Annotated in this window: 24 protein-coding genes; 8 read left to right on the forward strand and 16 right to left on the reverse strand. The window is 38.7% G+C overall.

Annotation, left to right across the window (positions count from 1 at the left end; translation table 11 throughout):
• Positions 1–214 precede the first annotated feature (214 nt).
• Positions 215–1774: a hypothetical protein gene (locus QYS47_RS11145; RefSeq protein ID WP_322346150.1), complete on the reverse strand. Its 1560-nt coding sequence runs from the start codon at positions 1772–1774 to the stop codon at positions 215–217.
• A 112-nt stretch (positions 1775–1886) separates the two neighbouring features.
• Between QYS47_RS11145 and QYS47_RS11150 the strand changes: the two genes are divergently transcribed.
• Positions 1887–2219, forward strand: coding sequence for a helix-turn-helix domain-containing protein (locus QYS47_RS11150; protein ID WP_322346153.1), 333 nt, complete (start codon positions 1887–1889; stop codon positions 2217–2219).
• Positions 2216–2476 carry a hypothetical protein gene (locus tag QYS47_RS11155; RefSeq protein WP_302124768.1) on the forward strand — a complete coding sequence of 87 codons (261 nt, stop codon included), beginning with the start codon at positions 2216–2218 and terminating at the stop codon, positions 2474–2476. Before QYS47_RS11150 ends, QYS47_RS11155 begins: the two co-directional genes overlap by 4 nt.
• A gap of 138 nt (positions 2477–2614) precedes the next feature.
• Here QYS47_RS11155 and QYS47_RS11160 read toward each other — a convergent pair whose 3' ends face one another.
• Complete coding sequence (locus QYS47_RS11160; protein WP_322346157.1) at positions 2615–2947, reverse strand: hypothetical protein; 333 nt, start codon at positions 2945–2947, stop codon at positions 2615–2617.
• Positions 2948–2952: 5 nt separating this feature from the next.
• Positions 2953–3933: an RHS repeat domain-containing protein gene (locus QYS47_RS11165; RefSeq protein ID WP_322346159.1), complete on the reverse strand. Its 981-nt coding sequence runs from the start codon at positions 3931–3933 to the stop codon at positions 2953–2955.
• Between the two features lie 100 nt (positions 3934–4033).
• Here QYS47_RS11165 and QYS47_RS11170 point away from each other — a divergent pair, with 100 nt between their 5' ends.
• Entirely contained in the window at positions 4034–4246 is a 213-nt protein-coding gene (locus QYS47_RS11170; protein WP_302124793.1) for a hypothetical protein, read from the forward strand.
• Positions 4247–5059: 813 nt separating this feature from the next.
• Here the strand turns inward: QYS47_RS11170 and QYS47_RS11175 are convergent.
• The 5 genes from QYS47_RS11175 to QYS47_RS11195 form a co-directional block, all read right to left on the reverse strand.
• Positions 5060–5380, reverse strand: coding sequence for a type II toxin-antitoxin system RelE/ParE family toxin (locus QYS47_RS11175; RefSeq protein ID WP_302124789.1), 321 nt, complete (start codon positions 5378–5380; stop codon positions 5060–5062).
• Positions 5374–5628: a hypothetical protein gene (locus QYS47_RS11180; RefSeq protein ID WP_302124787.1), complete on the reverse strand. Its 255-nt coding sequence runs from the start codon at positions 5626–5628 to the stop codon at positions 5374–5376. The genes QYS47_RS11175 and QYS47_RS11180 overlap by 7 nt, the downstream gene beginning before the upstream one ends.
• A gap of 30 nt (positions 5629–5658) precedes the next feature.
• Positions 5659–6612, reverse strand: a complete 954-nt coding sequence (locus tag QYS47_RS11185) for a tyrosine-type recombinase/integrase (protein WP_322346146.1) — start codon at positions 6610–6612, stop codon at positions 5659–5661.
• Complete coding sequence (locus QYS47_RS11190) at positions 6578–7594, reverse strand: tyrosine-type recombinase/integrase (RefSeq protein WP_322346148.1); 1017 nt, start codon at positions 7592–7594, stop codon at positions 6578–6580. Before QYS47_RS11190 ends, QYS47_RS11185 begins: the two co-directional genes overlap by 35 nt.
• Positions 7595–7960: 366 nt before the next feature.
• Entirely contained in the window at positions 7961–9520 is a 1560-nt protein-coding gene (locus QYS47_RS11195; protein WP_322346150.1) for a hypothetical protein, read from the reverse strand.
• Positions 9521–9632: 112 nt separating this feature from the next.
• On the opposite strand from QYS47_RS11195, the gene QYS47_RS11200 reads away from it, so the two are divergent.
• Together QYS47_RS11200 and QYS47_RS11205 are read left to right on the forward strand one after the other, a co-directional pair.
• Positions 9633–9965, forward strand: coding sequence for a helix-turn-helix domain-containing protein (locus QYS47_RS11200; protein ID WP_322346153.1), 333 nt, complete (start codon positions 9633–9635; stop codon positions 9963–9965).
• Positions 9962–10222, forward strand: coding sequence for a hypothetical protein (locus QYS47_RS11205; RefSeq protein WP_302124768.1), 261 nt, complete (start codon positions 9962–9964; stop codon positions 10220–10222). Before QYS47_RS11200 ends, QYS47_RS11205 begins: the two co-directional genes overlap by 4 nt.
• Positions 10223–10360: 138 nt before the next feature.
• On the opposite strand, the gene QYS47_RS11210 is transcribed toward QYS47_RS11205, so the two are convergent.
• Complete coding sequence (locus QYS47_RS11210) at positions 10361–10693, reverse strand: hypothetical protein (RefSeq protein ID WP_322346157.1); 333 nt, start codon at positions 10691–10693, stop codon at positions 10361–10363.
• A 5-nt stretch (positions 10694–10698) separates the two neighbouring features.
• Complete coding sequence (locus QYS47_RS11215; RefSeq protein WP_322346159.1) at positions 10699–11679, reverse strand: RHS repeat domain-containing protein; 981 nt, start codon at positions 11677–11679, stop codon at positions 10699–10701.
• A 100-nt stretch (positions 11680–11779) separates the two neighbouring features.
• Between QYS47_RS11215 and QYS47_RS11220 the strand changes: the two genes are divergently transcribed.
• Positions 11780–11992: a hypothetical protein gene (locus tag QYS47_RS11220; RefSeq protein ID WP_302124793.1), complete on the forward strand. Its 213-nt coding sequence runs from the start codon at positions 11780–11782 to the stop codon at positions 11990–11992.
• An 813-nt stretch (positions 11993–12805) separates the two neighbouring features.
• On the opposite strand, the gene QYS47_RS11225 is transcribed toward QYS47_RS11220, so the two are convergent.
• From QYS47_RS11225 to QYS47_RS11245, 5 genes are all read right to left on the reverse strand, one after another.
• Complete coding sequence (locus tag QYS47_RS11225; protein WP_302124789.1) at positions 12806–13126, reverse strand: type II toxin-antitoxin system RelE/ParE family toxin; 321 nt, start codon at positions 13124–13126, stop codon at positions 12806–12808.
• Entirely contained in the window at positions 13120–13374 is a 255-nt protein-coding gene (locus QYS47_RS11230; protein ID WP_302124787.1) for a hypothetical protein, read from the reverse strand. The genes QYS47_RS11225 and QYS47_RS11230 overlap by 7 nt, the downstream gene beginning before the upstream one ends.
• A 30-nt stretch (positions 13375–13404) precedes the next feature.
• Positions 13405–14358 carry a tyrosine-type recombinase/integrase gene (locus QYS47_RS11235; protein ID WP_322346146.1) on the reverse strand — a complete coding sequence of 318 codons (954 nt, stop codon included), beginning with the start codon at positions 14356–14358 and terminating at the stop codon, positions 13405–13407.
• Positions 14324–15340: a tyrosine-type recombinase/integrase gene (locus QYS47_RS11240; protein WP_322346148.1), complete on the reverse strand. Its 1017-nt coding sequence runs from the start codon at positions 15338–15340 to the stop codon at positions 14324–14326. Before QYS47_RS11240 ends, QYS47_RS11235 begins: the two co-directional genes overlap by 35 nt.
• A 366-nt stretch (positions 15341–15706) precedes the next feature.
• The gene (locus QYS47_RS11245) at positions 15707–17266 is read right to left on the reverse strand and encodes a hypothetical protein (RefSeq protein WP_322346150.1); all 1560 of its coding nucleotides are present in this window, start codon (positions 17264–17266) and stop codon (positions 15707–15709) included.
• Positions 17267–17378: 112 nt separating this feature from the next.
• On the opposite strand from QYS47_RS11245, the gene QYS47_RS11250 reads away from it, so the two are divergent.
• Together QYS47_RS11250 and QYS47_RS11255 are read left to right on the forward strand one after the other, a co-directional pair.
• Positions 17379–17711, forward strand: coding sequence for a helix-turn-helix domain-containing protein (locus QYS47_RS11250; protein WP_322346153.1), 333 nt, complete (start codon positions 17379–17381; stop codon positions 17709–17711).
• Positions 17708–17968 (forward strand): hypothetical protein, encoded by a 261-nt coding sequence (locus tag QYS47_RS11255; protein WP_302124768.1) that lies wholly within the window; start codon positions 17708–17710, stop codon positions 17966–17968. The genes QYS47_RS11250 and QYS47_RS11255 overlap by 4 nt, the downstream gene beginning before the upstream one ends.
• A 138-nt stretch (positions 17969–18106) precedes the next feature.
• Here QYS47_RS11255 and QYS47_RS11260 read toward each other — a convergent pair whose 3' ends face one another.
• The gene (locus QYS47_RS11260; protein WP_322346157.1) at positions 18107–18439 is read right to left on the reverse strand and encodes a hypothetical protein; all 333 of its coding nucleotides are present in this window, start codon (positions 18437–18439) and stop codon (positions 18107–18109) included.

The raw sequence follows: 18439 nt of genomic DNA on the forward strand, positions 1-18439 counted from the left end.
GACAGGCTGCAGCTTTACTGGTTCATTGAGTAAGTGAACCACCCTTGAACCACCTATGAACATCCCCCTTTATTTTACTACTTCTTCCTTTAGTACTATTTATACTACGATTGAATAAAGCTTAATGAACCTAATCAGATATATACTATATTAAGCTGTTTCACGGTGCTCTGTCTATAACATGCACCGAGTACTCCCCTTTGGGGAATGATTCTTACTCTTTTAATACTTTTAGCAACTGATCTAATACACCTCCCACATTTTGCTTTAAGCTTTCATATTCTTCCATTTCTACTATTCTATAATGATGCACTTTGCCCTTTTCTCCTTTGATCTTCTCTACAAAATCATAGGCCTGCAACTCTACCATATACCGCTTCTGATTGCTAGGATTTATTCTGGTTGCTTTCCGTACTTCCTGATTGGTAAATTCTTCTTTCCCCTCCTTCTTTAACCATGATTTCAACCATTCCAGATAATTTCGACTTGCCTCATTCAAGGGATCGGATTTCCTGATCAATACTTCCTTCATCAGCTTATTGGCTTCTTCTATATCTTCAAGAGTTGTATTGATGTAAACCTCTCCTGTTTCCCTATCGGTTTCTTCCTCTCTTTGGTATTGATGGTAAAAAGTCACCGCTTCGATGAAGGCTAAATAATGCGCATTCGTTCTTCTGGGCTTAAACACGATAGCTGGTAGCTGCAACTGCTCTGCATAAGGGTTTCTGATGCTTACAGGCTTTAACACACGTTGTGTATTTTTTAAGAGCTCTTGTAATTGATGGGCTGCTGCTATATCTACTTTACCTGCTGATAACTTCCGCTGATAGGCCATAATTTTTTCATCCTGCCCCCTGCTTTCATCTATGTAAATCATAAACGATCGATTCGCATTATCTTCATACAGACTTTCTTTAGTGGTACAGCCTGCTACACAAACAGGGCCTTCTACTGTTAAGGTCACTGTTCTGGTCTCTCCTTTTGTGTTTTTAACTACTACCGTTTTGGTGATCCGCTTTTTGCTCTTGATTTCTCTTAGAGGATAAAGTACTTCTTCCGCACCGTCCAGGTCTTCTATGAGTATGAGTTTGTTTCTTAGTTCCTGCTGACCAAAATAGTAAAAGGCATTGCCGCTCAGGCTGGTGATTTCCAGCTTATCCTCTTCGGGGATTAAAGCTGCTACTTTCTCTTGCAAATGGGTTTTACCTATGCCAGAACTGCCCAAGCTAATCACATGCAGCGGATTATCTCTTTTTCGGCTCGTAAAGATCAAATACATCAATAGCCTGTTGTTTTCTTCTCCTATCACTCCTGCCTTGCCTATATCCTCTTTTGTGCGTTCTATCAAGTTAGGAGCTTTTAAATATTGTAAGGCTTCCTTTCGCTCTGTGGTAGTGAGTTGCTTGCGCTTATCTTGTGTTTGGACTTTTAATTCTATTTCTTTTAGTCTGTAGGCTTCCAGCTCGTCTGTGAGTTCTGTTAATGCCGCTGCTGCTACACTCGTTCCTATTTCTAACCTTTCTGCTATTTTCCTGATCAGCTTTTCTGTTTGGGTATCATTGTATAAATCAAGGTTGTGGCGCAAGCTTAAGTGTTCCACTTGGATTTTCAGGGTTGCCCTCATCCTGTCCAAGCCTTCCATTCTAATACCTCCTAAAATAGCGATTTCTAATGCTCCCTGAGTAAAGGTGAGATGTTCGGGGTTGGAAGTATCTAAAGGTTCTGTGGTAGCTTTCATTTTTCTAAAAATAATTTTTACTGATATATTTATCATAAATCTATAAGATATATCAGAACAAAGCAAGACTTATATGATTTGATTATGATATTTATATCACCTACTTTTACCTAAAGCATCATATTTATATCATTTTACTTACTTATCTATGACTTTAGGCAACCATATCGCCACTTTACGCAAGAATAAAAAAATATCACAGCAAGAGCTGGGCAAGCTTGCTGGCACCTCTGGCGATCTCATTGGGCGCTATGAAAGAGATGAGGTAAAACCCTCTATTGATGTGGTCATTAAGATAGCTGATGCATTAAATGTATCACTCGACTTCCTTGTAGGTAAAACTGATCTTGAGCTCGATACTGATGCACTAAAAAGGCTGGAACTGATTTCTAAACTCCCGCAGGAAGAAAAAAAACAACTACTACACGTTATCGATGCACTTCTAAGAGATTTTAACGCTAAAAAAGCTTATGCTTTATGAGGACTAAAATTGAAGAGTTCAATGGCACTCATGTTTCTATTCGTTTTTTCCCAGATTCAGAACATGAACAAAAAGCTTTATCTGCTTTCAAAAATAATCGTGCTAATGACAGCATAGAACTCAATGTTATAGGAAGGGTGGAAAAAGCGATTCTTTCTCAAGGTCTGGGACAGTACTCAGTTACAGGATTCAATGGAGTTCAAAACAATATCTACTATATCTTTCAAGTGCAAAGAATTGGGGGCTTAGGACATTAAAAAACCCCAAGCTTTAAGAGAAGCTTGGGGTTTGGTTATATCTTAATGTATGTATTTATTAATTACCACCATGTAAAACATGGCGGGAACGGGGGACCCAATGGTAAATATAGGTTTACAACAAGACTTCTTAGCATTTTAATCTTGATCAATAGTTCGATAACCATTCTCCCATTCTTTGGAGTCTGAGTAGTAGATCAATGATTCACCTAATGAAGTCCCAAACCAAACAGTATAGTAAACACTATCTCGTTTTTCATAGAATAGTTCTTCAGAATCAATATTACTTAAATCAACTTCATTTAGAGTATTAGGTAGTTTTCCATGCAATGCCGAATATTCCTCTATCTTTTCAACTAGCAAATTACCATTTCTTTTTAACCTGTTCTCGTCAAAATCACGTAGAAAAACGAAATAGACTAGTAAAATAATTGATATTACCAATCCAATAAGAATTGTTGCTTTTTTCATATTAGTCATTCTTTTGTATCCTCTTTCTTCTCTTCTTCTGTTGTGTGTTTCGGATCAGAAGACATATTTGTCTCGGTTGGTGGTGTAGATGTGTCATCCGCATCTGGCAAATTGTCGTAGTTTGGTGCATTTTCTGGATCAGTCGCTCCCAAGACATCAACTAAGAAATTCTGTAACTGCTCAGCAAATGACAGATCGCTTTCAGGGTCAAAGAAATCTGCTCCAAATTGTGCACCAAATTTATCACTAGGTAAATCCTCATAACTAAAAGCTGAATGCTCCGCATTAATCATATCACCTAACTCTTGCAACAGTCCATCTTGTAATGCTTTACCAACAGGGTGTTCTTCTCCATTTTGCTTATAGCCATAACTTCTACCAGCATAAAACATGAAGTGCGCCATGTCGACCCAACCACCTTTTTTGGTATAGATATATCGGTTACCACCTGAAGTATTAAAGGGAGCAGTATTCGCTGGCTTAGGACCTTTAAAGGTCATCTTAGTTTTACCCATTCTTAGCATTCCAGCATTTGCATCACTGCCTCTTGTTTTTCCCAAACCTGTTGATAAATTATTCATGAAGGAAACAAACCCCTGAACCGTACCAGCTAAAGGTTTAATAGGTTCATTTCCATCAGGGTCAATATTTCCAATAGGGTTATTCAGGACATAATTATATGGACTATATGCAGAATATTTCTCACTTAGGTTATCAACTCCATTCCATCTCCCTAAATCAGGCTGATACATTCTTGCCCCATAGTCAATCCACCCTGTTTCTTCCTGCTCCTCCTTGCCGTTGTACTTGTAATTATTCGCCTTTGAGTAGCTCCTCTGATAGGAGTTAAAGGTTAGACCAAAAGGATAGTAATTATAGCGATTTTTTAGCGCACACTCTTTTTTCTTTAGGCTCTCCCCTAAAAAAACAGCGGTTTTGCCCATGCTTTCCCCTGCCTGTCGGTATGATAATTTTAAACAGCCCATTTAAGCTTTCAAGATAATAATATTTTTTTTCGCCCTCGCCTGTTTTTTAAGTTTTCATTCGTATAAGTAGTAAATAACTTAATTTTAAAAACATATGATTATGGCACACAATTTCGATTACAATAAAATTATGGAGACTTACAACAATGCTGCAAGCCCTGTTGCTGCTAATGGGGCATTTGATTTAGTAAGAACATCATTAAAAGACGGTCACGAGGTTCAGATTAATTTTGGAGAAGGACAACAGTCTAAAAGGTTTACAAAGATTGAAGACTTTAATAAATGGGTTGCCGACATTAAGGAGAGGATTTAAATAGTTTGTTGGCAATATAAACTAACGTTTTTTTGAAGGATAAAAGCTTTGGGCGTGCGTGGGATTGTGTGGCATTTATTCTTCAAAAAAATGATCCAAGCGAACTGCTGCACCCCATTAAATGTAAAAAATCTGGCAGAGCGCGGTAAGTATCCTGATCACTAAAACGACCACAACAATTTGCTGGAACCACTTCACTTTCCCGACCTGCACTGTCTGCTCTGCGGGCCCCTGCGGGCGCCACCACCAGCCTGCCAAGGGGGAACGTAGCAAAGCGGAGAGGCTTGGCAGTGCGGACAGCCTTTGGATTGTGCGTCTGGTTTGCGGGGGCTGTACGGGACTGGTGGTGGCACGCAGGCCCGCACTAACTCGGGCTGTGGTTTTGTTTTTTTGCCTTTGCCCCGCAGGGATCAAACACATCAAAAAAACAAAAAGGAACAGACGTGGCGAGGAGCGGATGGCAAGCAAGGGGAGGAAAATGCAAATAGGGTTTGTGCGGCTGCTAAATATGCGCTGTACTCTGATACCGATTTACCTGCTTATGCTTTTTTGCTAAGCGGGTGATCCATTAACAACAATCAGTGTGCAGCGCATGTTTTAAGGCGTGAAGATTTGCATTTTTCCGCACTGCAGCCTTGCCAACGCACCACAGGCACACCGCTTCACCAAGTATTTTTCCGACCCCTCGATGGGGAAGAAAAAATAAACTGCTCACTCTCGTATCGCACCACTCTCGGCATGGTTCCGCCCGTGCGGAACCAACTACTGCCCTACTGCTTTTTGGTGGAGTTGATATAAAGATTTTACTGGGGGTTATCTCTTTTTCTGGATGTTTGAGGGATCTCTGCTTGTATGAAAAATATCAAGGATCAAGATTGCTTTACTGGTAATCTCGTAAATTATTTTATAGCTCCATATTACTTTATAACGATAATTACCAGGTTCACCCTTTAAATTAGGCTCTTCTTCAAATTTCTCAGGAAAGTCGCTCAAAGACTTGGATTGTGCTACTATTTCGTTTCTGACTTTCTTGGCTACCTCAATGGATTCTCTTTTCTTAATATAGTTGTAAATACTTCTTAATGATCTTTTTGCTTCATCATCCCAGATAATACCTAACCTTTTCTTTACCATTCCTGCATCTCTTTTTCAAGATCATCCTGAGTAGTATATTGACCTTTCGCTATTCTTGCTTTAGCATCCCTGACCCTTGTCTTTAATTGATTTGCCGTCATAGGTTTGCCCGATAAAGTATAATCATCTTGCGTATATTCTTTAGCTACAGCATAAAGCATTTTTATAAGCCTAGCATCTCCTTCTTCTATAAAATGGTAGAGTTCTTCTTTGATCTTAGGTGCTCCCATAATTGATGTTATTTCCATACAAATTAACGATTTATTTTTGCAATTAATTCATCCCATCGGATGGAACTGCTGGATTTCTTCTTTTAAGCTTTCTACATCGTTTCTTAAATAGCTTTCTGTACTGCTGATATAGCGATGGCCTGCTAGGTATTGAACTTCTCTTAGATTATGGCCTCTTAGCCACTTAGTAATCACACTCGATCTGATCTGCTCAGCATTTTTTACTCTACTATTTATCTGTTTTACCTTTAGCATTAACTGCGTCATAAAATTGCTAAAACTATAGCAGTTACCTGCTTCTCCAATAAATAGTCTATTGGTTACCTGTGGCTTTTGGCTTTTTCTTTTAGGTTTCATCTGCAACAGCTCAGCTCGAACATGTAATATATAGTCGTATAAATCCATGACCTGATAGCTTTCTAACTGCAGCAATCTGCCGTTATATTTTTTACCTCCCAGTACATCGAGGTTTCCTTCTCTTAATTTAATATGGCTCACTTCTAATCTGGCTAACTCTGTTGTTCTTAAGCCTTGGTAAATCAGCATGCCTAGCATCACTTTATTACGCTTATCCTGATGGCTTTCAGCAGGATATTGATTATACAGGCTGTGGAGATCCTCACTACTTAATATGGGGTAAAGCGTTTTCCTTTTAATGCCTTTTACAGCTATATCTGTTACTGGATCTTTACTGATCAACTCTTCCTCTAGTAAATAATTATAGAAGTGCTTAATAGTGCCTATATAACTTTGTATTGTTCTTTGGCTTACTTCCCTGCTATTGCACCATTTCATAAAACTTAATAAGTCTGTATAGCTTACTTCTGTCACTGACAGATTCTCTATAGCTAGCCAGTCAAAGTAGACCGATACTATCCTTAATCTACTCTTGATACTTGCTTTACTGGCTTGTTTTACTTTCAGATACTTTATAAAACCTTCTTTCAGCTGTACTTGGTTTATTAACTCATCTTTCATCTTCTGATAGCTGGATATATTCATAGACGGGTATATTTTTATAGACTGTTTGTTGCTCACTGGGCTTATGCTGAAGGTGCGCATAGATTTGCGTACTTTCTAAGCTGCTATGACCTAAAAACCTGCTAATGCTTTCCAGTTTCATACCTGCTGTTAATAGGTGGGTAGCTATGCTATGCCTGAGCGTATGTAATCCTATCTCCTTTTCTATTAAGTCCAAGTCTCCTGTTTGGTATTGCAACTTCTTTAGTCTAAGCAGAAGGCTTTGGCCTTGCATGCCTTTTCCTGAGCTGTAACTAATAAAAAGCTTACCTATCTTGCTGCCTCTGCTTAAAGCTGTTCTATGATCATAGACATAACTAATTAAATGGTGTAGATTCCTTTTACTGATTGGTACTAACCTTTCTTTATAGTTCTTCCCTCCTTTCACATGCAATATGCTGCTATCAAAATTGATATCTTCTACTTCCAGCTGTACGCCTTCATTTCTTCTTAGACCACAACCATAGTAAATAGCTAGCATGGCTCTGTCTCTTGACTGTATTGCTTCATATAGTTGATCTGAGGCATTCGGCTTTCTATCAGGTAACTGATAGCTTGCCTTAAAAAGAAGCCTAATTTCTTCCACTGTCAGATAGTCTAGCTTCCTGACCGCTTCTTCATCTTTTAACCTGATTGCAGGGATTTCCAGCCTGCCTACCTTTCTCAAGTATTCAGTAAACTTTCGTAATGCCTGTATATGCTTGTTCAGGTGGCCATTACTTAGCCCACCGCCCCGCCTGTTGTTAGCTCGTTCCTTTAGCTTTTGGTAATAGCCTTCAATGTGCTTTGTTTTTAGCTCTCTGATGTTTTTGATTTCCTGCTGCTCAAGATAGTGGAGCAGTTCACGAACGTGTAAGGGAAGGTTGTACACAGTAGTAATACTATAGCCCTGCACGGCAAGCCATTCTTTGAAGCTTTCTTCCAGATAGCGATATGAGGCATTGGATAGGTTTAACTTTTTCATCTATATTTATTCTAACTTTATCACTCCAATGACTACTTTTTGGCACTTATTATCAGGCAAGTATTGCAGGTTCTCAGGTAATCGCCTAACAGGCTCTGTTTTTCACTTCGGTTGGTGTTTCCAGAACTTTTGAACTTTGCTTATAAACTCTTGACAGGCTGCAGCTTTACTGGTTCATTGAGTAAGTGAACCACCCTTGAACCACCTATGAACATCCCCCTTTATTTTACTACTTCTTCCTTTAGTACTATTTATACTACGATTGAATAAAGCTTAATGAACCTAATCAGATATATACTATATTAAGCTGTTTCACGGTGCTCTGTCTATAACATGCACCGAGTACTCCCCTTTGGGGAATGATTCTTACTCTTTTAATACTTTTAGCAACTGATCTAATACACCTCCCACATTTTGCTTTAAGCTTTCATATTCTTCCATTTCTACTATTCTATAATGATGCACTTTGCCCTTTTCTCCTTTGATCTTCTCTACAAAATCATAGGCCTGCAACTCTACCATATACCGCTTCTGATTGCTAGGATTTATTCTGGTTGCTTTCCGTACTTCCTGATTGGTAAATTCTTCTTTCCCCTCCTTCTTTAACCATGATTTCAACCATTCCAGATAATTTCGACTTGCCTCATTCAAGGGATCGGATTTCCTGATCAATACTTCCTTCATCAGCTTATTGGCTTCTTCTATATCTTCAAGAGTTGTATTGATGTAAACCTCTCCTGTTTCCCTATCGGTTTCTTCCTCTCTTTGGTATTGATGGTAAAAAGTCACCGCTTCGATGAAGGCTAAATAATGCGCATTCGTTCTTCTGGGCTTAAACACGATAGCTGGTAGCTGCAACTGCTCTGCATAAGGGTTTCTGATGCTTACAGGCTTTAACACACGTTGTGTATTTTTTAAGAGCTCTTGTAATTGATGGGCTGCTGCTATATCTACTTTACCTGCTGATAACTTCCGCTGATAGGCCATAATTTTTTCATCCTGCCCCCTGCTTTCATCTATGTAAATCATAAACGATCGATTCGCATTATCTTCATACAGACTTTCTTTAGTGGTACAGCCTGCTACACAAACAGGGCCTTCTACTGTTAAGGTCACTGTTCTGGTCTCTCCTTTTGTGTTTTTAACTACTACCGTTTTGGTGATCCGCTTTTTGCTCTTGATTTCTCTTAGAGGATAAAGTACTTCTTCCGCACCGTCCAGGTCTTCTATGAGTATGAGTTTGTTTCTTAGTTCCTGCTGACCAAAATAGTAAAAGGCATTGCCGCTCAGGCTGGTGATTTCCAGCTTATCCTCTTCGGGGATTAAAGCTGCTACTTTCTCTTGCAAATGGGTTTTACCTATGCCAGAACTGCCCAAGCTAATCACATGCAGCGGATTATCTCTTTTTCGGCTCGTAAAGATCAAATACATCAATAGCCTGTTGTTTTCTTCTCCTATCACTCCTGCCTTGCCTATATCCTCTTTTGTGCGTTCTATCAAGTTAGGAGCTTTTAAATATTGTAAGGCTTCCTTTCGCTCTGTGGTAGTGAGTTGCTTGCGCTTATCTTGTGTTTGGACTTTTAATTCTATTTCTTTTAGTCTGTAGGCTTCCAGCTCGTCTGTGAGTTCTGTTAATGCCGCTGCTGCTACACTCGTTCCTATTTCTAACCTTTCTGCTATTTTCCTGATCAGCTTTTCTGTTTGGGTATCATTGTATAAATCAAGGTTGTGGCGCAAGCTTAAGTGTTCCACTTGGATTTTCAGGGTTGCCCTCATCCTGTCCAAGCCTTCCATTCTAATACCTCCTAAAATAGCGATTTCTAATGCTCCCTGAGTAAAGGTGAGATGTTCGGGGTTGGAAGTATCTAAAGGTTCTGTGGTAGCTTTCATTTTTCTAAAAATAATTTTTACTGATATATTTATCATAAATCTATAAGATATATCAGAACAAAGCAAGACTTATATGATTTGATTATGATATTTATATCACCTACTTTTACCTAAAGCATCATATTTATATCATTTTACTTACTTATCTATGACTTTAGGCAACCATATCGCCACTTTACGCAAGAATAAAAAAATATCACAGCAAGAGCTGGGCAAGCTTGCTGGCACCTCTGGCGATCTCATTGGGCGCTATGAAAGAGATGAGGTAAAACCCTCTATTGATGTGGTCATTAAGATAGCTGATGCATTAAATGTATCACTCGACTTCCTTGTAGGTAAAACTGATCTTGAGCTCGATACTGATGCACTAAAAAGGCTGGAACTGATTTCTAAACTCCCGCAGGAAGAAAAAAAACAACTACTACACGTTATCGATGCACTTCTAAGAGATTTTAACGCTAAAAAAGCTTATGCTTTATGAGGACTAAAATTGAAGAGTTCAATGGCACTCATGTTTCTATTCGTTTTTTCCCAGATTCAGAACATGAACAAAAAGCTTTATCTGCTTTCAAAAATAATCGTGCTAATGACAGCATAGAACTCAATGTTATAGGAAGGGTGGAAAAAGCGATTCTTTCTCAAGGTCTGGGACAGTACTCAGTTACAGGATTCAATGGAGTTCAAAACAATATCTACTATATCTTTCAAGTGCAAAGAATTGGGGGCTTAGGACATTAAAAAACCCCAAGCTTTAAGAGAAGCTTGGGGTTTGGTTATATCTTAATGTATGTATTTATTAATTACCACCATGTAAAACATGGCGGGAACGGGGGACCCAATGGTAAATATAGGTTTACAACAAGACTTCTTAGCATTTTAATCTTGATCAATAGTTCGATAACCATTCTCCCATTCTTTGGAGTCTGAGTAGTAGATCAATGATTCACCTAATGAAGTCCCAAACCAAACAGTATAGTAAACACTATCTCGTTTTTCATAGAATAGTTCTTCAGAATCAATATTACTTAAATCAACTTCATTTAGAGTATTAGGTAGTTTTCCATGCAATGCCGAATATTCCTCTATCTTTTCAACTAGCAAATTACCATTTCTTTTTAACCTGTTCTCGTCAAAATCACGTAGAAAAACGAAATAGACTAGTAAAATAATTGATATTACCAATCCAATAAGAATTGTTGCTTTTTTCATATTAGTCATTCTTTTGTATCCTCTTTCTTCTCTTCTTCTGTTGTGTGTTTCGGATCAGAAGACATATTTGTCTCGGTTGGTGGTGTAGATGTGTCATCCGCATCTGGCAAATTGTCGTAGTTTGGTGCATTTTCTGGATCAGTCGCTCCCAAGACATCAACTAAGAAATTCTGTAACTGCTCAGCAAATGACAGATCGCTTTCAGGGTCAAAGAAATCTGCTCCAAATTGTGCACCAAATTTATCACTAGGTAAATCCTCATAACTAAAAGCTGAATGCTCCGCATTAATCATATCACCTAACTCTTGCAACAGTCCATCTTGTAATGCTTTACCAACAGGGTGTTCTTCTCCATTTTGCTTATAGCCATAACTTCTACCAGCATAAAACATGAAGTGCGCCATGTCGACCCAACCACCTTTTTTGGTATAGATATATCGGTTACCACCTGAAGTATTAAAGGGAGCAGTATTCGCTGGCTTAGGACCTTTAAAGGTCATCTTAGTTTTACCCATTCTTAGCATTCCAGCATTTGCATCACTGCCTCTTGTTTTTCCCAAACCTGTTGATAAATTATTCATGAAGGAAACAAACCCCTGAACCGTACCAGCTAAAGGTTTAATAGGTTCATTTCCATCAGGGTCAATATTTCCAATAGGGTTATTCAGGACATAATTATATGGACTATATGCAGAATATTTCTCACTTAGGTTATCAACTCCATTCCATCTCCCTAAATCAGGCTGATACATTCTTGCCCCATAGTCAATCCACCCTGTTTCTTCCTGCTCCTCCTTGCCGTTGTACTTGTAATTATTCGCCTTTGAGTAGCTCCTCTGATAGGAGTTAAAGGTTAGACCAAAAGGATAGTAATTATAGCGATTTTTTAGCGCACACTCTTTTTTCTTTAGGCTCTCCCCTAAAAAAACAGCGGTTTTGCCCATGCTTTCCCCTGCCTGTCGGTATGATAATTTTAAACAGCCCATTTAAGCTTTCAAGATAATAATATTTTTTTTCGCCCTCGCCTGTTTTTTAAGTTTTCATTCGTATAAGTAGTAAATAACTTAATTTTAAAAACATATGATTATGGCACACAATTTCGATTACAATAAAATTATGGAGACTTACAACAATGCTGCAAGCCCTGTTGCTGCTAATGGGGCATTTGATTTAGTAAGAACATCATTAAAAGACGGTCACGAGGTTCAGATTAATTTTGGAGAAGGACAACAGTCTAAAAGGTTTACAAAGATTGAAGACTTTAATAAATGGGTTGCCGACATTAAGGAGAGGATTTAAATAGTTTGTTGGCAATATAAACTAACGTTTTTTTGAAGGATAAAAGCTTTGGGCGTGCGTGGGATTGTGTGGCATTTATTCTTCAAAAAAATGATCCAAGCGAACTGCTGCACCCCATTAAATGTAAAAAATCTGGCAGAGCGCGGTAAGTATCCTGATCACTAAAACGACCACAACAATTTGCTGGAACCACTTCACTTTCCCGACCTGCACTGTCTGCTCTGCGGGCCCCTGCGGGCGCCACCACCAGCCTGCCAAGGGGGAACGTAGCAAAGCGGAGAGGCTTGGCAGTGCGGACAGCCTTTGGATTGTGCGTCTGGTTTGCGGGGGCTGTACGGGACTGGTGGTGGCACGCAGGCCCGCACTAACTCGGGCTGTGGTTTTGTTTTTTTGCCTTTGCCCCGCAGGGATCAAACACATCAAAAAAACAAAAAGGAACAGACGTGGCGAGGAGCGGATGGCAAGCAAGGGGAGGAAAATGCAAATAGGGTTTGTGCGGCTGCTAAATATGCGCTGTACTCTGATACCGATTTACCTGCTTATGCTTTTTTGCTAAGCGGGTGATCCATTAACAACAATCAGTGTGCAGCGCATGTTTTAAGGCGTGAAGATTTGCATTTTTCCGCACTGCAGCCTTGCCAACGCACCACAGGCACACCGCTTCACCAAGTATTTTTCCGACCCCTCGATGGGGAAGAAAAAATAAACTGCTCACTCTCGTATCGCACCACTCTCGGCATGGTTCCGCCCGTGCGGAACCAACTACTGCCCTACTGCTTTTTGGTGGAGTTGATATAAAGATTTTACTGGGGGTTATCTCTTTTTCTGGATGTTTGAGGGATCTCTGCTTGTATGAAAAATATCAAGGATCAAGATTGCTTTACTGGTAATCTCGTAAATTATTTTATAGCTCCATATTACTTTATAACGATAATTACCAGGTTCACCCTTTAAATTAGGCTCTTCTTCAAATTTCTCAGGAAAGTCGCTCAAAGACTTGGATTGTGCTACTATTTCGTTTCTGACTTTCTTGGCTACCTCAATGGATTCTCTTTTCTTAATATAGTTGTAAATACTTCTTAATGATCTTTTTGCTTCATCATCCCAGATAATACCTAACCTTTTCTTTACCATTCCTGCATCTCTTTTTCAAGATCATCCTGAGTAGTATATTGACCTTTCGCTATTCTTGCTTTAGCATCCCTGACCCTTGTCTTTAATTGATTTGCCGTCATAGGTTTGCCCGATAAAGTATAATCATCTTGCGTATATTCTTTAGCTACAGCATAAAGCATTTTTATAAGCCTAGCATCTCCTTCTTCTATAAAATGGTAGAGTTCTTCTTTGATCTTAGGTGCTCCCATAATTGATGTTATTTCCATACAAATTAACGATTTATTTTTGCAATTAATTCATCCCATCGGATGGAACTGCTGGATTTCTTCTTTTAAGCTTTCTACATCGTTTCTTAAATAGCTTTCTGTACTGCTGATATAGCGATGGCCTGCTAGGTATTGAACTTCTCTTAGATTATGGCCTCTTAGCCACTTAGTAATCACACTCGATCTGATCTGCTCAGCATTTTTTACTCTACTATTTATCTGTTTTACCTTTAGCATTAACTGCGTCATAAAATTGCTAAAACTATAGCAGTTACCTGCTTCTCCAATAAATAGTCTATTGGTTACCTGTGGCTTTTGGCTTTTTCTTTTAGGTTTCATCTGCAACAGCTCAGCTCGAACATGTAATATATAGTCGTATAAATCCATGACCTGATAGCTTTCTAACTGCAGCAATCTGCCGTTATATTTTTTACCTCCCAGTACATCGAGGTTTCCTTCTCTTAATTTAATATGGCTCACTTCTAATCTGGCTAACTCTGTTGTTCTTAAGCCTTGGTAAATCAGCATGCCTAGCATCACTTTATTACGCTTATCCTGATGGCTTTCAGCAGGATATTGATTATACAGGCTGTGGAGATCCTCACTACTTAATATGGGGTAAAGCGTTTTCCTTTTAATGCCTTTTACAGCTATATCTGTTACTGGATCTTTACTGATCAACTCTTCCTCTAGTAAATAATTATAGAAGTGCTTAATAGTGCCTATATAACTTTGTATTGTTCTTTGGCTTACTTCCCTGCTATTGCACCATTTCATAAAACTTAATAAGTCTGTATAGCTTACTTCTGTCACTGACAGATTCTCTATAGCTAGCCAGTCAAAGTAGACCGATACTATCCTTAATCTACTCTTGATACTTGCTTTACTGGCTTGTTTTACTTTCAGATACTTTATAAAACCTTCTTTCAGCTGTACTTGGTTTATTAACTCATCTTTCATCTTCTGATAGCTGGATATATTCATAGACGGGTATATTTTTATAGACTGTTTGTTGCTCACTGGGCTTATGCTGAAGGTGCGCATAGATTTGCGTACTTTCTAAGCTGCTATGACCTAAAAACCTGCTAATGCTTTCCAGTTTCATACCTGCTGTTAATAGGTGGGTAGCTATGCTATGCCTGAGCGTATGTAATCCTATCTCCTTTTCTATTAAGTCCAAGTCTCCTGTTTGGTATTGCAACTTCTTTAGTCTAAGCAGAAGGCTTTGGCCTTGCATGCCTTTTCCTGAGCTGTAACTAATAAAAAGCTTACCTATCTTGCTGCCTCTGCTTAAAGCTGTTCTATGATCATAGACATAACTAATTAAATGGTGTAGATTCCTTTTACTGATTGGTACTAACCTTTCTTTATAGTTCTTCCCTCCTTTCACATGCAATATGCTGCTATCAAAATTGATATCTTCTACTTCCAGCTGTACGCCTTCATTTCTTCTTAGACCACAACCATAGTAAATAGCTAGCATGGCTCTGTCTCTTGACTGTATTGCTTCATATAGTTGATCTGAGGCATTCGGCTTTCTATCAGGTAACTGATAGCTTGCCTTAAAAAGAAGCCTAATTTCTTCCACTGTCAGATAGTCTAGCTTCCTGACCGCTTCTTCATCTTTTAACCTGATTGCAGGGATTTCCAGCCTGCCTACCTTTCTCAAGTATTCAGTAAACTTTCGTAATGCCTGTATATGCTTGTTCAGGTGGCCATTACTTAGCCCACCGCCCCGCCTGTTGTTAGCTCGTTCCTTTAGCTTTTGGTAATAGCCTTCAATGTGCTTTGTTTTTAGCTCTCTGATGTTTTTGATTTCCTGCTGCTCAAGATAGTGGAGCAGTTCACGAACGTGTAAGGGAAGGTTGTACACAGTAGTAATACTATAGCCCTGCACGGCAAGCCATTCTTTGAAGCTTTCTTCCAGATAGCGATATGAGGCATTGGATAGGTTTAACTTTTTCATCTATATTTATTCTAACTTTATCACTCCAATGACTACTTTTTGGCACTTATTATCAGGCAAGTATTGCAGGTTCTCAGGTAATCGCCTAACAGGCTCTGTTTTTCACTTCGGTTGGTGTTTCCAGAACTTTTGAACTTTGCTTATAAACTCTTGACAGGCTGCAGCTTTACTGGTTCATTGAGTAAGTGAACCACCCTTGAACCACCTATGAACATCCCCCTTTATTTTACTACTTCTTCCTTTAGTACTATTTATACTACGATTGAATAAAGCTTAATGAACCTAATCAGATATATACTATATTAAGCTGTTTCACGGTGCTCTGTCTATAACATGCACCGAGTACTCCCCTTTGGGGAATGATTCTTACTCTTTTAATACTTTTAGCAACTGATCTAATACACCTCCCACATTTTGCTTTAAGCTTTCATATTCTTCCATTTCTACTATTCTATAATGATGCACTTTGCCCTTTTCTCCTTTGATCTTCTCTACAAAATCATAGGCCTGCAACTCTACCATATACCGCTTCTGATTGCTAGGATTTATTCTGGTTGCTTTCCGTACTTCCTGATTGGTAAATTCTTCTTTCCCCTCCTTCTTTAACCATGATTTCAACCATTCCAGATAATTTCGACTTGCCTCATTCAAGGGATCGGATTTCCTGATCAATACTTCCTTCATCAGCTTATTGGCTTCTTCTATATCTTCAAGAGTTGTATTGATGTAAACCTCTCCTGTTTCCCTATCGGTTTCTTCCTCTCTTTGGTATTGATGGTAAAAAGTCACCGCTTCGATGAAGGCTAAATAATGCGCATTCGTTCTTCTGGGCTTAAACACGATAGCTGGTAGCTGCAACTGCTCTGCATAAGGGTTTCTGATGCTTACAGGCTTTAACACACGTTGTGTATTTTTTAAGAGCTCTTGTAATTGATGGGCTGCTGCTATATCTACTTTACCTGCTGATAACTTCCGCTGATAGGCCATAATTTTTTCATCCTGCCCCCTGCTTTCATCTATGTAAATCATAAACGATCGATTCGCATTATCTTCATACAGACTTTCTTTAGTGGTACAGCCTGCTACACAAACAGGGCCTTCTACTGTTAAGGTCACTGTTCTGGTCTCTCCTTTTGTGTTTTTAACTACTACCGTTTTGGTGATCCGCTTTTTGCTCTTGATTTCTCTTAGAGGATAAAGTACTTCTTCCGCACCGTCCAGGTCTTCTATGAGTATGAGTTTGTTTCTTAGTTCCTGCTGACCAAAATAGTAAAAGGCATTGCCGCTCAGGCTGGTGATTTCCAGCTTATCCTCTTCGGGGATTAAAGCTGCTACTTTCTCTTGCAAATGGGTTTTACCTATGCCAGAACTGCCCAAGCTAATCACATGCAGCGGATTATCTCTTTTTCGGCTCGTAAAGATCAAATACATCAATAGCCTGTTGTTTTCTTCTCCTATCACTCCTGCCTTGCCTATATCCTCTTTTGTGCGTTCTATCAAGTTAGGAGCTTTTAAATATTGTAAGGCTTCCTTTCGCTCTGTGGTAGTGAGTTGCTTGCGCTTATCTTGTGTTTGGACTTTTAATTCTATTTCTTTTAGTCTGTAGGCTTCCAGCTCGTCTGTGAGTTCTGTTAATGCCGCTGCTGCTACACTCGTTCCTATTTCTAACCTTTCTGCTATTTTCCTGATCAGCTTTTCTGTTTGGGTATCATTGTATAAATCAAGGTTGTGGCGCAAGCTTAAGTGTTCCACTTGGATTTTCAGGGTTGCCCTCATCCTGTCCAAGCCTTCCATTCTAATACCTCCTAAAATAGCGATTTCTAATGCTCCCTGAGTAAAGGTGAGATGTTCGGGGTTGGAAGTATCTAAAGGTTCTGTGGTAGCTTTCATTTTTCTAAAAATAATTTTTACTGATATATTTATCATAAATCTATAAGATATATCAGAACAAAGCAAGACTTATATGATTTGATTATGATATTTATATCACCTACTTTTACCTAAAGCATCATATTTATATCATTTTACTTACTTATCTATGACTTTAGGCAACCATATCGCCACTTTACGCAAGAATAAAAAAATATCACAGCAAGAGCTGGGCAAGCTTGCTGGCACCTCTGGCGATCTCATTGGGCGCTATGAAAGAGATGAGGTAAAACCCTCTATTGATGTGGTCATTAAGATAGCTGATGCATTAAATGTATCACTCGACTTCCTTGTAGGTAAAACTGATCTTGAGCTCGATACTGATGCACTAAAAAGGCTGGAACTGATTTCTAAACTCCCGCAGGAAGAAAAAAAACAACTACTACACGTTATCGATGCACTTCTAAGAGATTTTAACGCTAAAAAAGCTTATGCTTTATGAGGACTAAAATTGAAGAGTTCAATGGCACTCATGTTTCTATTCGTTTTTTCCCAGATTCAGAACATGAACAAAAAGCTTTATCTGCTTTCAAAAATAATCGTGCTAATGACAGCATAGAACTCAATGTTATAGGAAGGGTGGAAAAAGCGATTCTTTCTCAAGGTCTGGGACAGTACTCAGTTACAGGATTCAATGGAGTTCAAAACAATATCTACTATATCTTTCAAGTGCAAAGAATTGGGGGCTTAGGACATTAAAAAACCCCAAGCTTTAAGAGAAGCTTGGGGTTTGGTTATATCTTAATGTATGTATTTATTAATTACCACCATGTAAAACATGGCGGGAACGGGGGACCCAATGGTAAATATAGGTTTACAACAAGACTTCTTAGCATTTTAATCTTGATCAATAGTTCGATAACCATTCTCCCATTCTTTGGAGTCTGAGTAGTAGATCAATGATTCACCTAATGAAGTCCCAAACCAAACAGTATAGTAAACACTATCTCGTTTTTCATAGAATAGTTCTTCAGAATCAATATTACTTAAATCAACTTCATTTAGAGTATTAGGTAGTTTTCCATGCAATGCCGAATATTCCTCTATCTTTTCAACTAGCAAATTACCATTTCTTTTTAACCTGTTCTCGTCAAAATCACGTAGAAAAACGAAATAGACTAGTAAAATAATTGATATTACCAATCCAATAAGAATTGTTGCTTTTTTCAT

The organism is Marivirga arenosa (assembly GCF_030503875.2).
Taxonomy (GTDB): Bacteria; Bacteroidota; Bacteroidia; order Cytophagales; family Cyclobacteriaceae; genus Marivirga; species Marivirga arenosa.

What these genes read in the sequence shown, in the direction of transcription:
- QYS47_RS11165 (WP_322346159.1), bottom strand. Translation starts at nt 3,933, where the DNA reads ATGGGCTGTTTAAAATTATCATACCGACAGGCAGGGGAAAGCATGGGC.
- QYS47_RS11240 (WP_322346148.1), bottom strand. Translation starts at nt 15,340, where the DNA reads ATGAAAAAGTTAAACCTATCCAATGCCTCATATCGCTATCTGGAAGAA.
- QYS47_RS11160 (WP_322346157.1), bottom strand. Translation starts at nt 2,947, where the DNA reads ATGAAAAAAGCAACAATTCTTATTGGATTGGTAATATCAATTATTTTA.
- QYS47_RS11155 (WP_302124768.1), top strand. Translation starts at nt 2,216, where the DNA reads ATGAGGACTAAAATTGAAGAGTTCAATGGCACTCATGTTTCTATTCGT.
- QYS47_RS11210 (WP_322346157.1), bottom strand. Translation starts at nt 10,693, where the DNA reads ATGAAAAAAGCAACAATTCTTATTGGATTGGTAATATCAATTATTTTA.
- QYS47_RS11150 (WP_322346153.1), top strand. Translation starts at nt 1,887, where the DNA reads ATGACTTTAGGCAACCATATCGCCACTTTACGCAAGAATAAAAAAATA.
- QYS47_RS11205 (WP_302124768.1), top strand. Translation starts at nt 9,962, where the DNA reads ATGAGGACTAAAATTGAAGAGTTCAATGGCACTCATGTTTCTATTCGT.
- QYS47_RS11145 (WP_322346150.1), bottom strand. Translation starts at nt 1,774, where the DNA reads ATGATAAATATATCAGTAAAAATTATTTTTAGAAAAATGAAAGCTACC.
- QYS47_RS11200 (WP_322346153.1), top strand. Translation starts at nt 9,633, where the DNA reads ATGACTTTAGGCAACCATATCGCCACTTTACGCAAGAATAAAAAAATA.
- QYS47_RS11245 (WP_322346150.1), bottom strand. Translation starts at nt 17,266, where the DNA reads ATGATAAATATATCAGTAAAAATTATTTTTAGAAAAATGAAAGCTACC.
- QYS47_RS11215 (WP_322346159.1), bottom strand. Translation starts at nt 11,679, where the DNA reads ATGGGCTGTTTAAAATTATCATACCGACAGGCAGGGGAAAGCATGGGC.
- QYS47_RS11175 (WP_302124789.1), bottom strand. Translation starts at nt 5,380, where the DNA reads ATGGTAAAGAAAAGGTTAGGTATTATCTGGGATGATGAAGCAAAAAGA.
- QYS47_RS11220 (WP_302124793.1), top strand. Translation starts at nt 11,780, where the DNA reads ATGGCACACAATTTCGATTACAATAAAATTATGGAGACTTACAACAAT.
- QYS47_RS11195 (WP_322346150.1), bottom strand. Translation starts at nt 9,520, where the DNA reads ATGATAAATATATCAGTAAAAATTATTTTTAGAAAAATGAAAGCTACC.
- QYS47_RS11250 (WP_322346153.1), top strand. Translation starts at nt 17,379, where the DNA reads ATGACTTTAGGCAACCATATCGCCACTTTACGCAAGAATAAAAAAATA.
- QYS47_RS11185 (WP_322346146.1), bottom strand. Translation starts at nt 6,612, where the DNA reads ATGAATATATCCAGCTATCAGAAGATGAAAGATGAGTTAATAAACCAA.
- QYS47_RS11255 (WP_302124768.1), top strand. Translation starts at nt 17,708, where the DNA reads ATGAGGACTAAAATTGAAGAGTTCAATGGCACTCATGTTTCTATTCGT.
- QYS47_RS11190 (WP_322346148.1), bottom strand. Translation starts at nt 7,594, where the DNA reads ATGAAAAAGTTAAACCTATCCAATGCCTCATATCGCTATCTGGAAGAA.
- QYS47_RS11170 (WP_302124793.1), top strand. Translation starts at nt 4,034, where the DNA reads ATGGCACACAATTTCGATTACAATAAAATTATGGAGACTTACAACAAT.
- QYS47_RS11230 (WP_302124787.1), bottom strand. Translation starts at nt 13,374, where the DNA reads ATGGAAATAACATCAATTATGGGAGCACCTAAGATCAAAGAAGAACTC.
- QYS47_RS11260 (WP_322346157.1), bottom strand. Translation starts at nt 18,439, where the DNA reads ATGAAAAAAGCAACAATTCTTATTGGATTGGTAATATCAATTATTTTA.
- QYS47_RS11235 (WP_322346146.1), bottom strand. Translation starts at nt 14,358, where the DNA reads ATGAATATATCCAGCTATCAGAAGATGAAAGATGAGTTAATAAACCAA.
- QYS47_RS11225 (WP_302124789.1), bottom strand. Translation starts at nt 13,126, where the DNA reads ATGGTAAAGAAAAGGTTAGGTATTATCTGGGATGATGAAGCAAAAAGA.
- QYS47_RS11180 (WP_302124787.1), bottom strand. Translation starts at nt 5,628, where the DNA reads ATGGAAATAACATCAATTATGGGAGCACCTAAGATCAAAGAAGAACTC.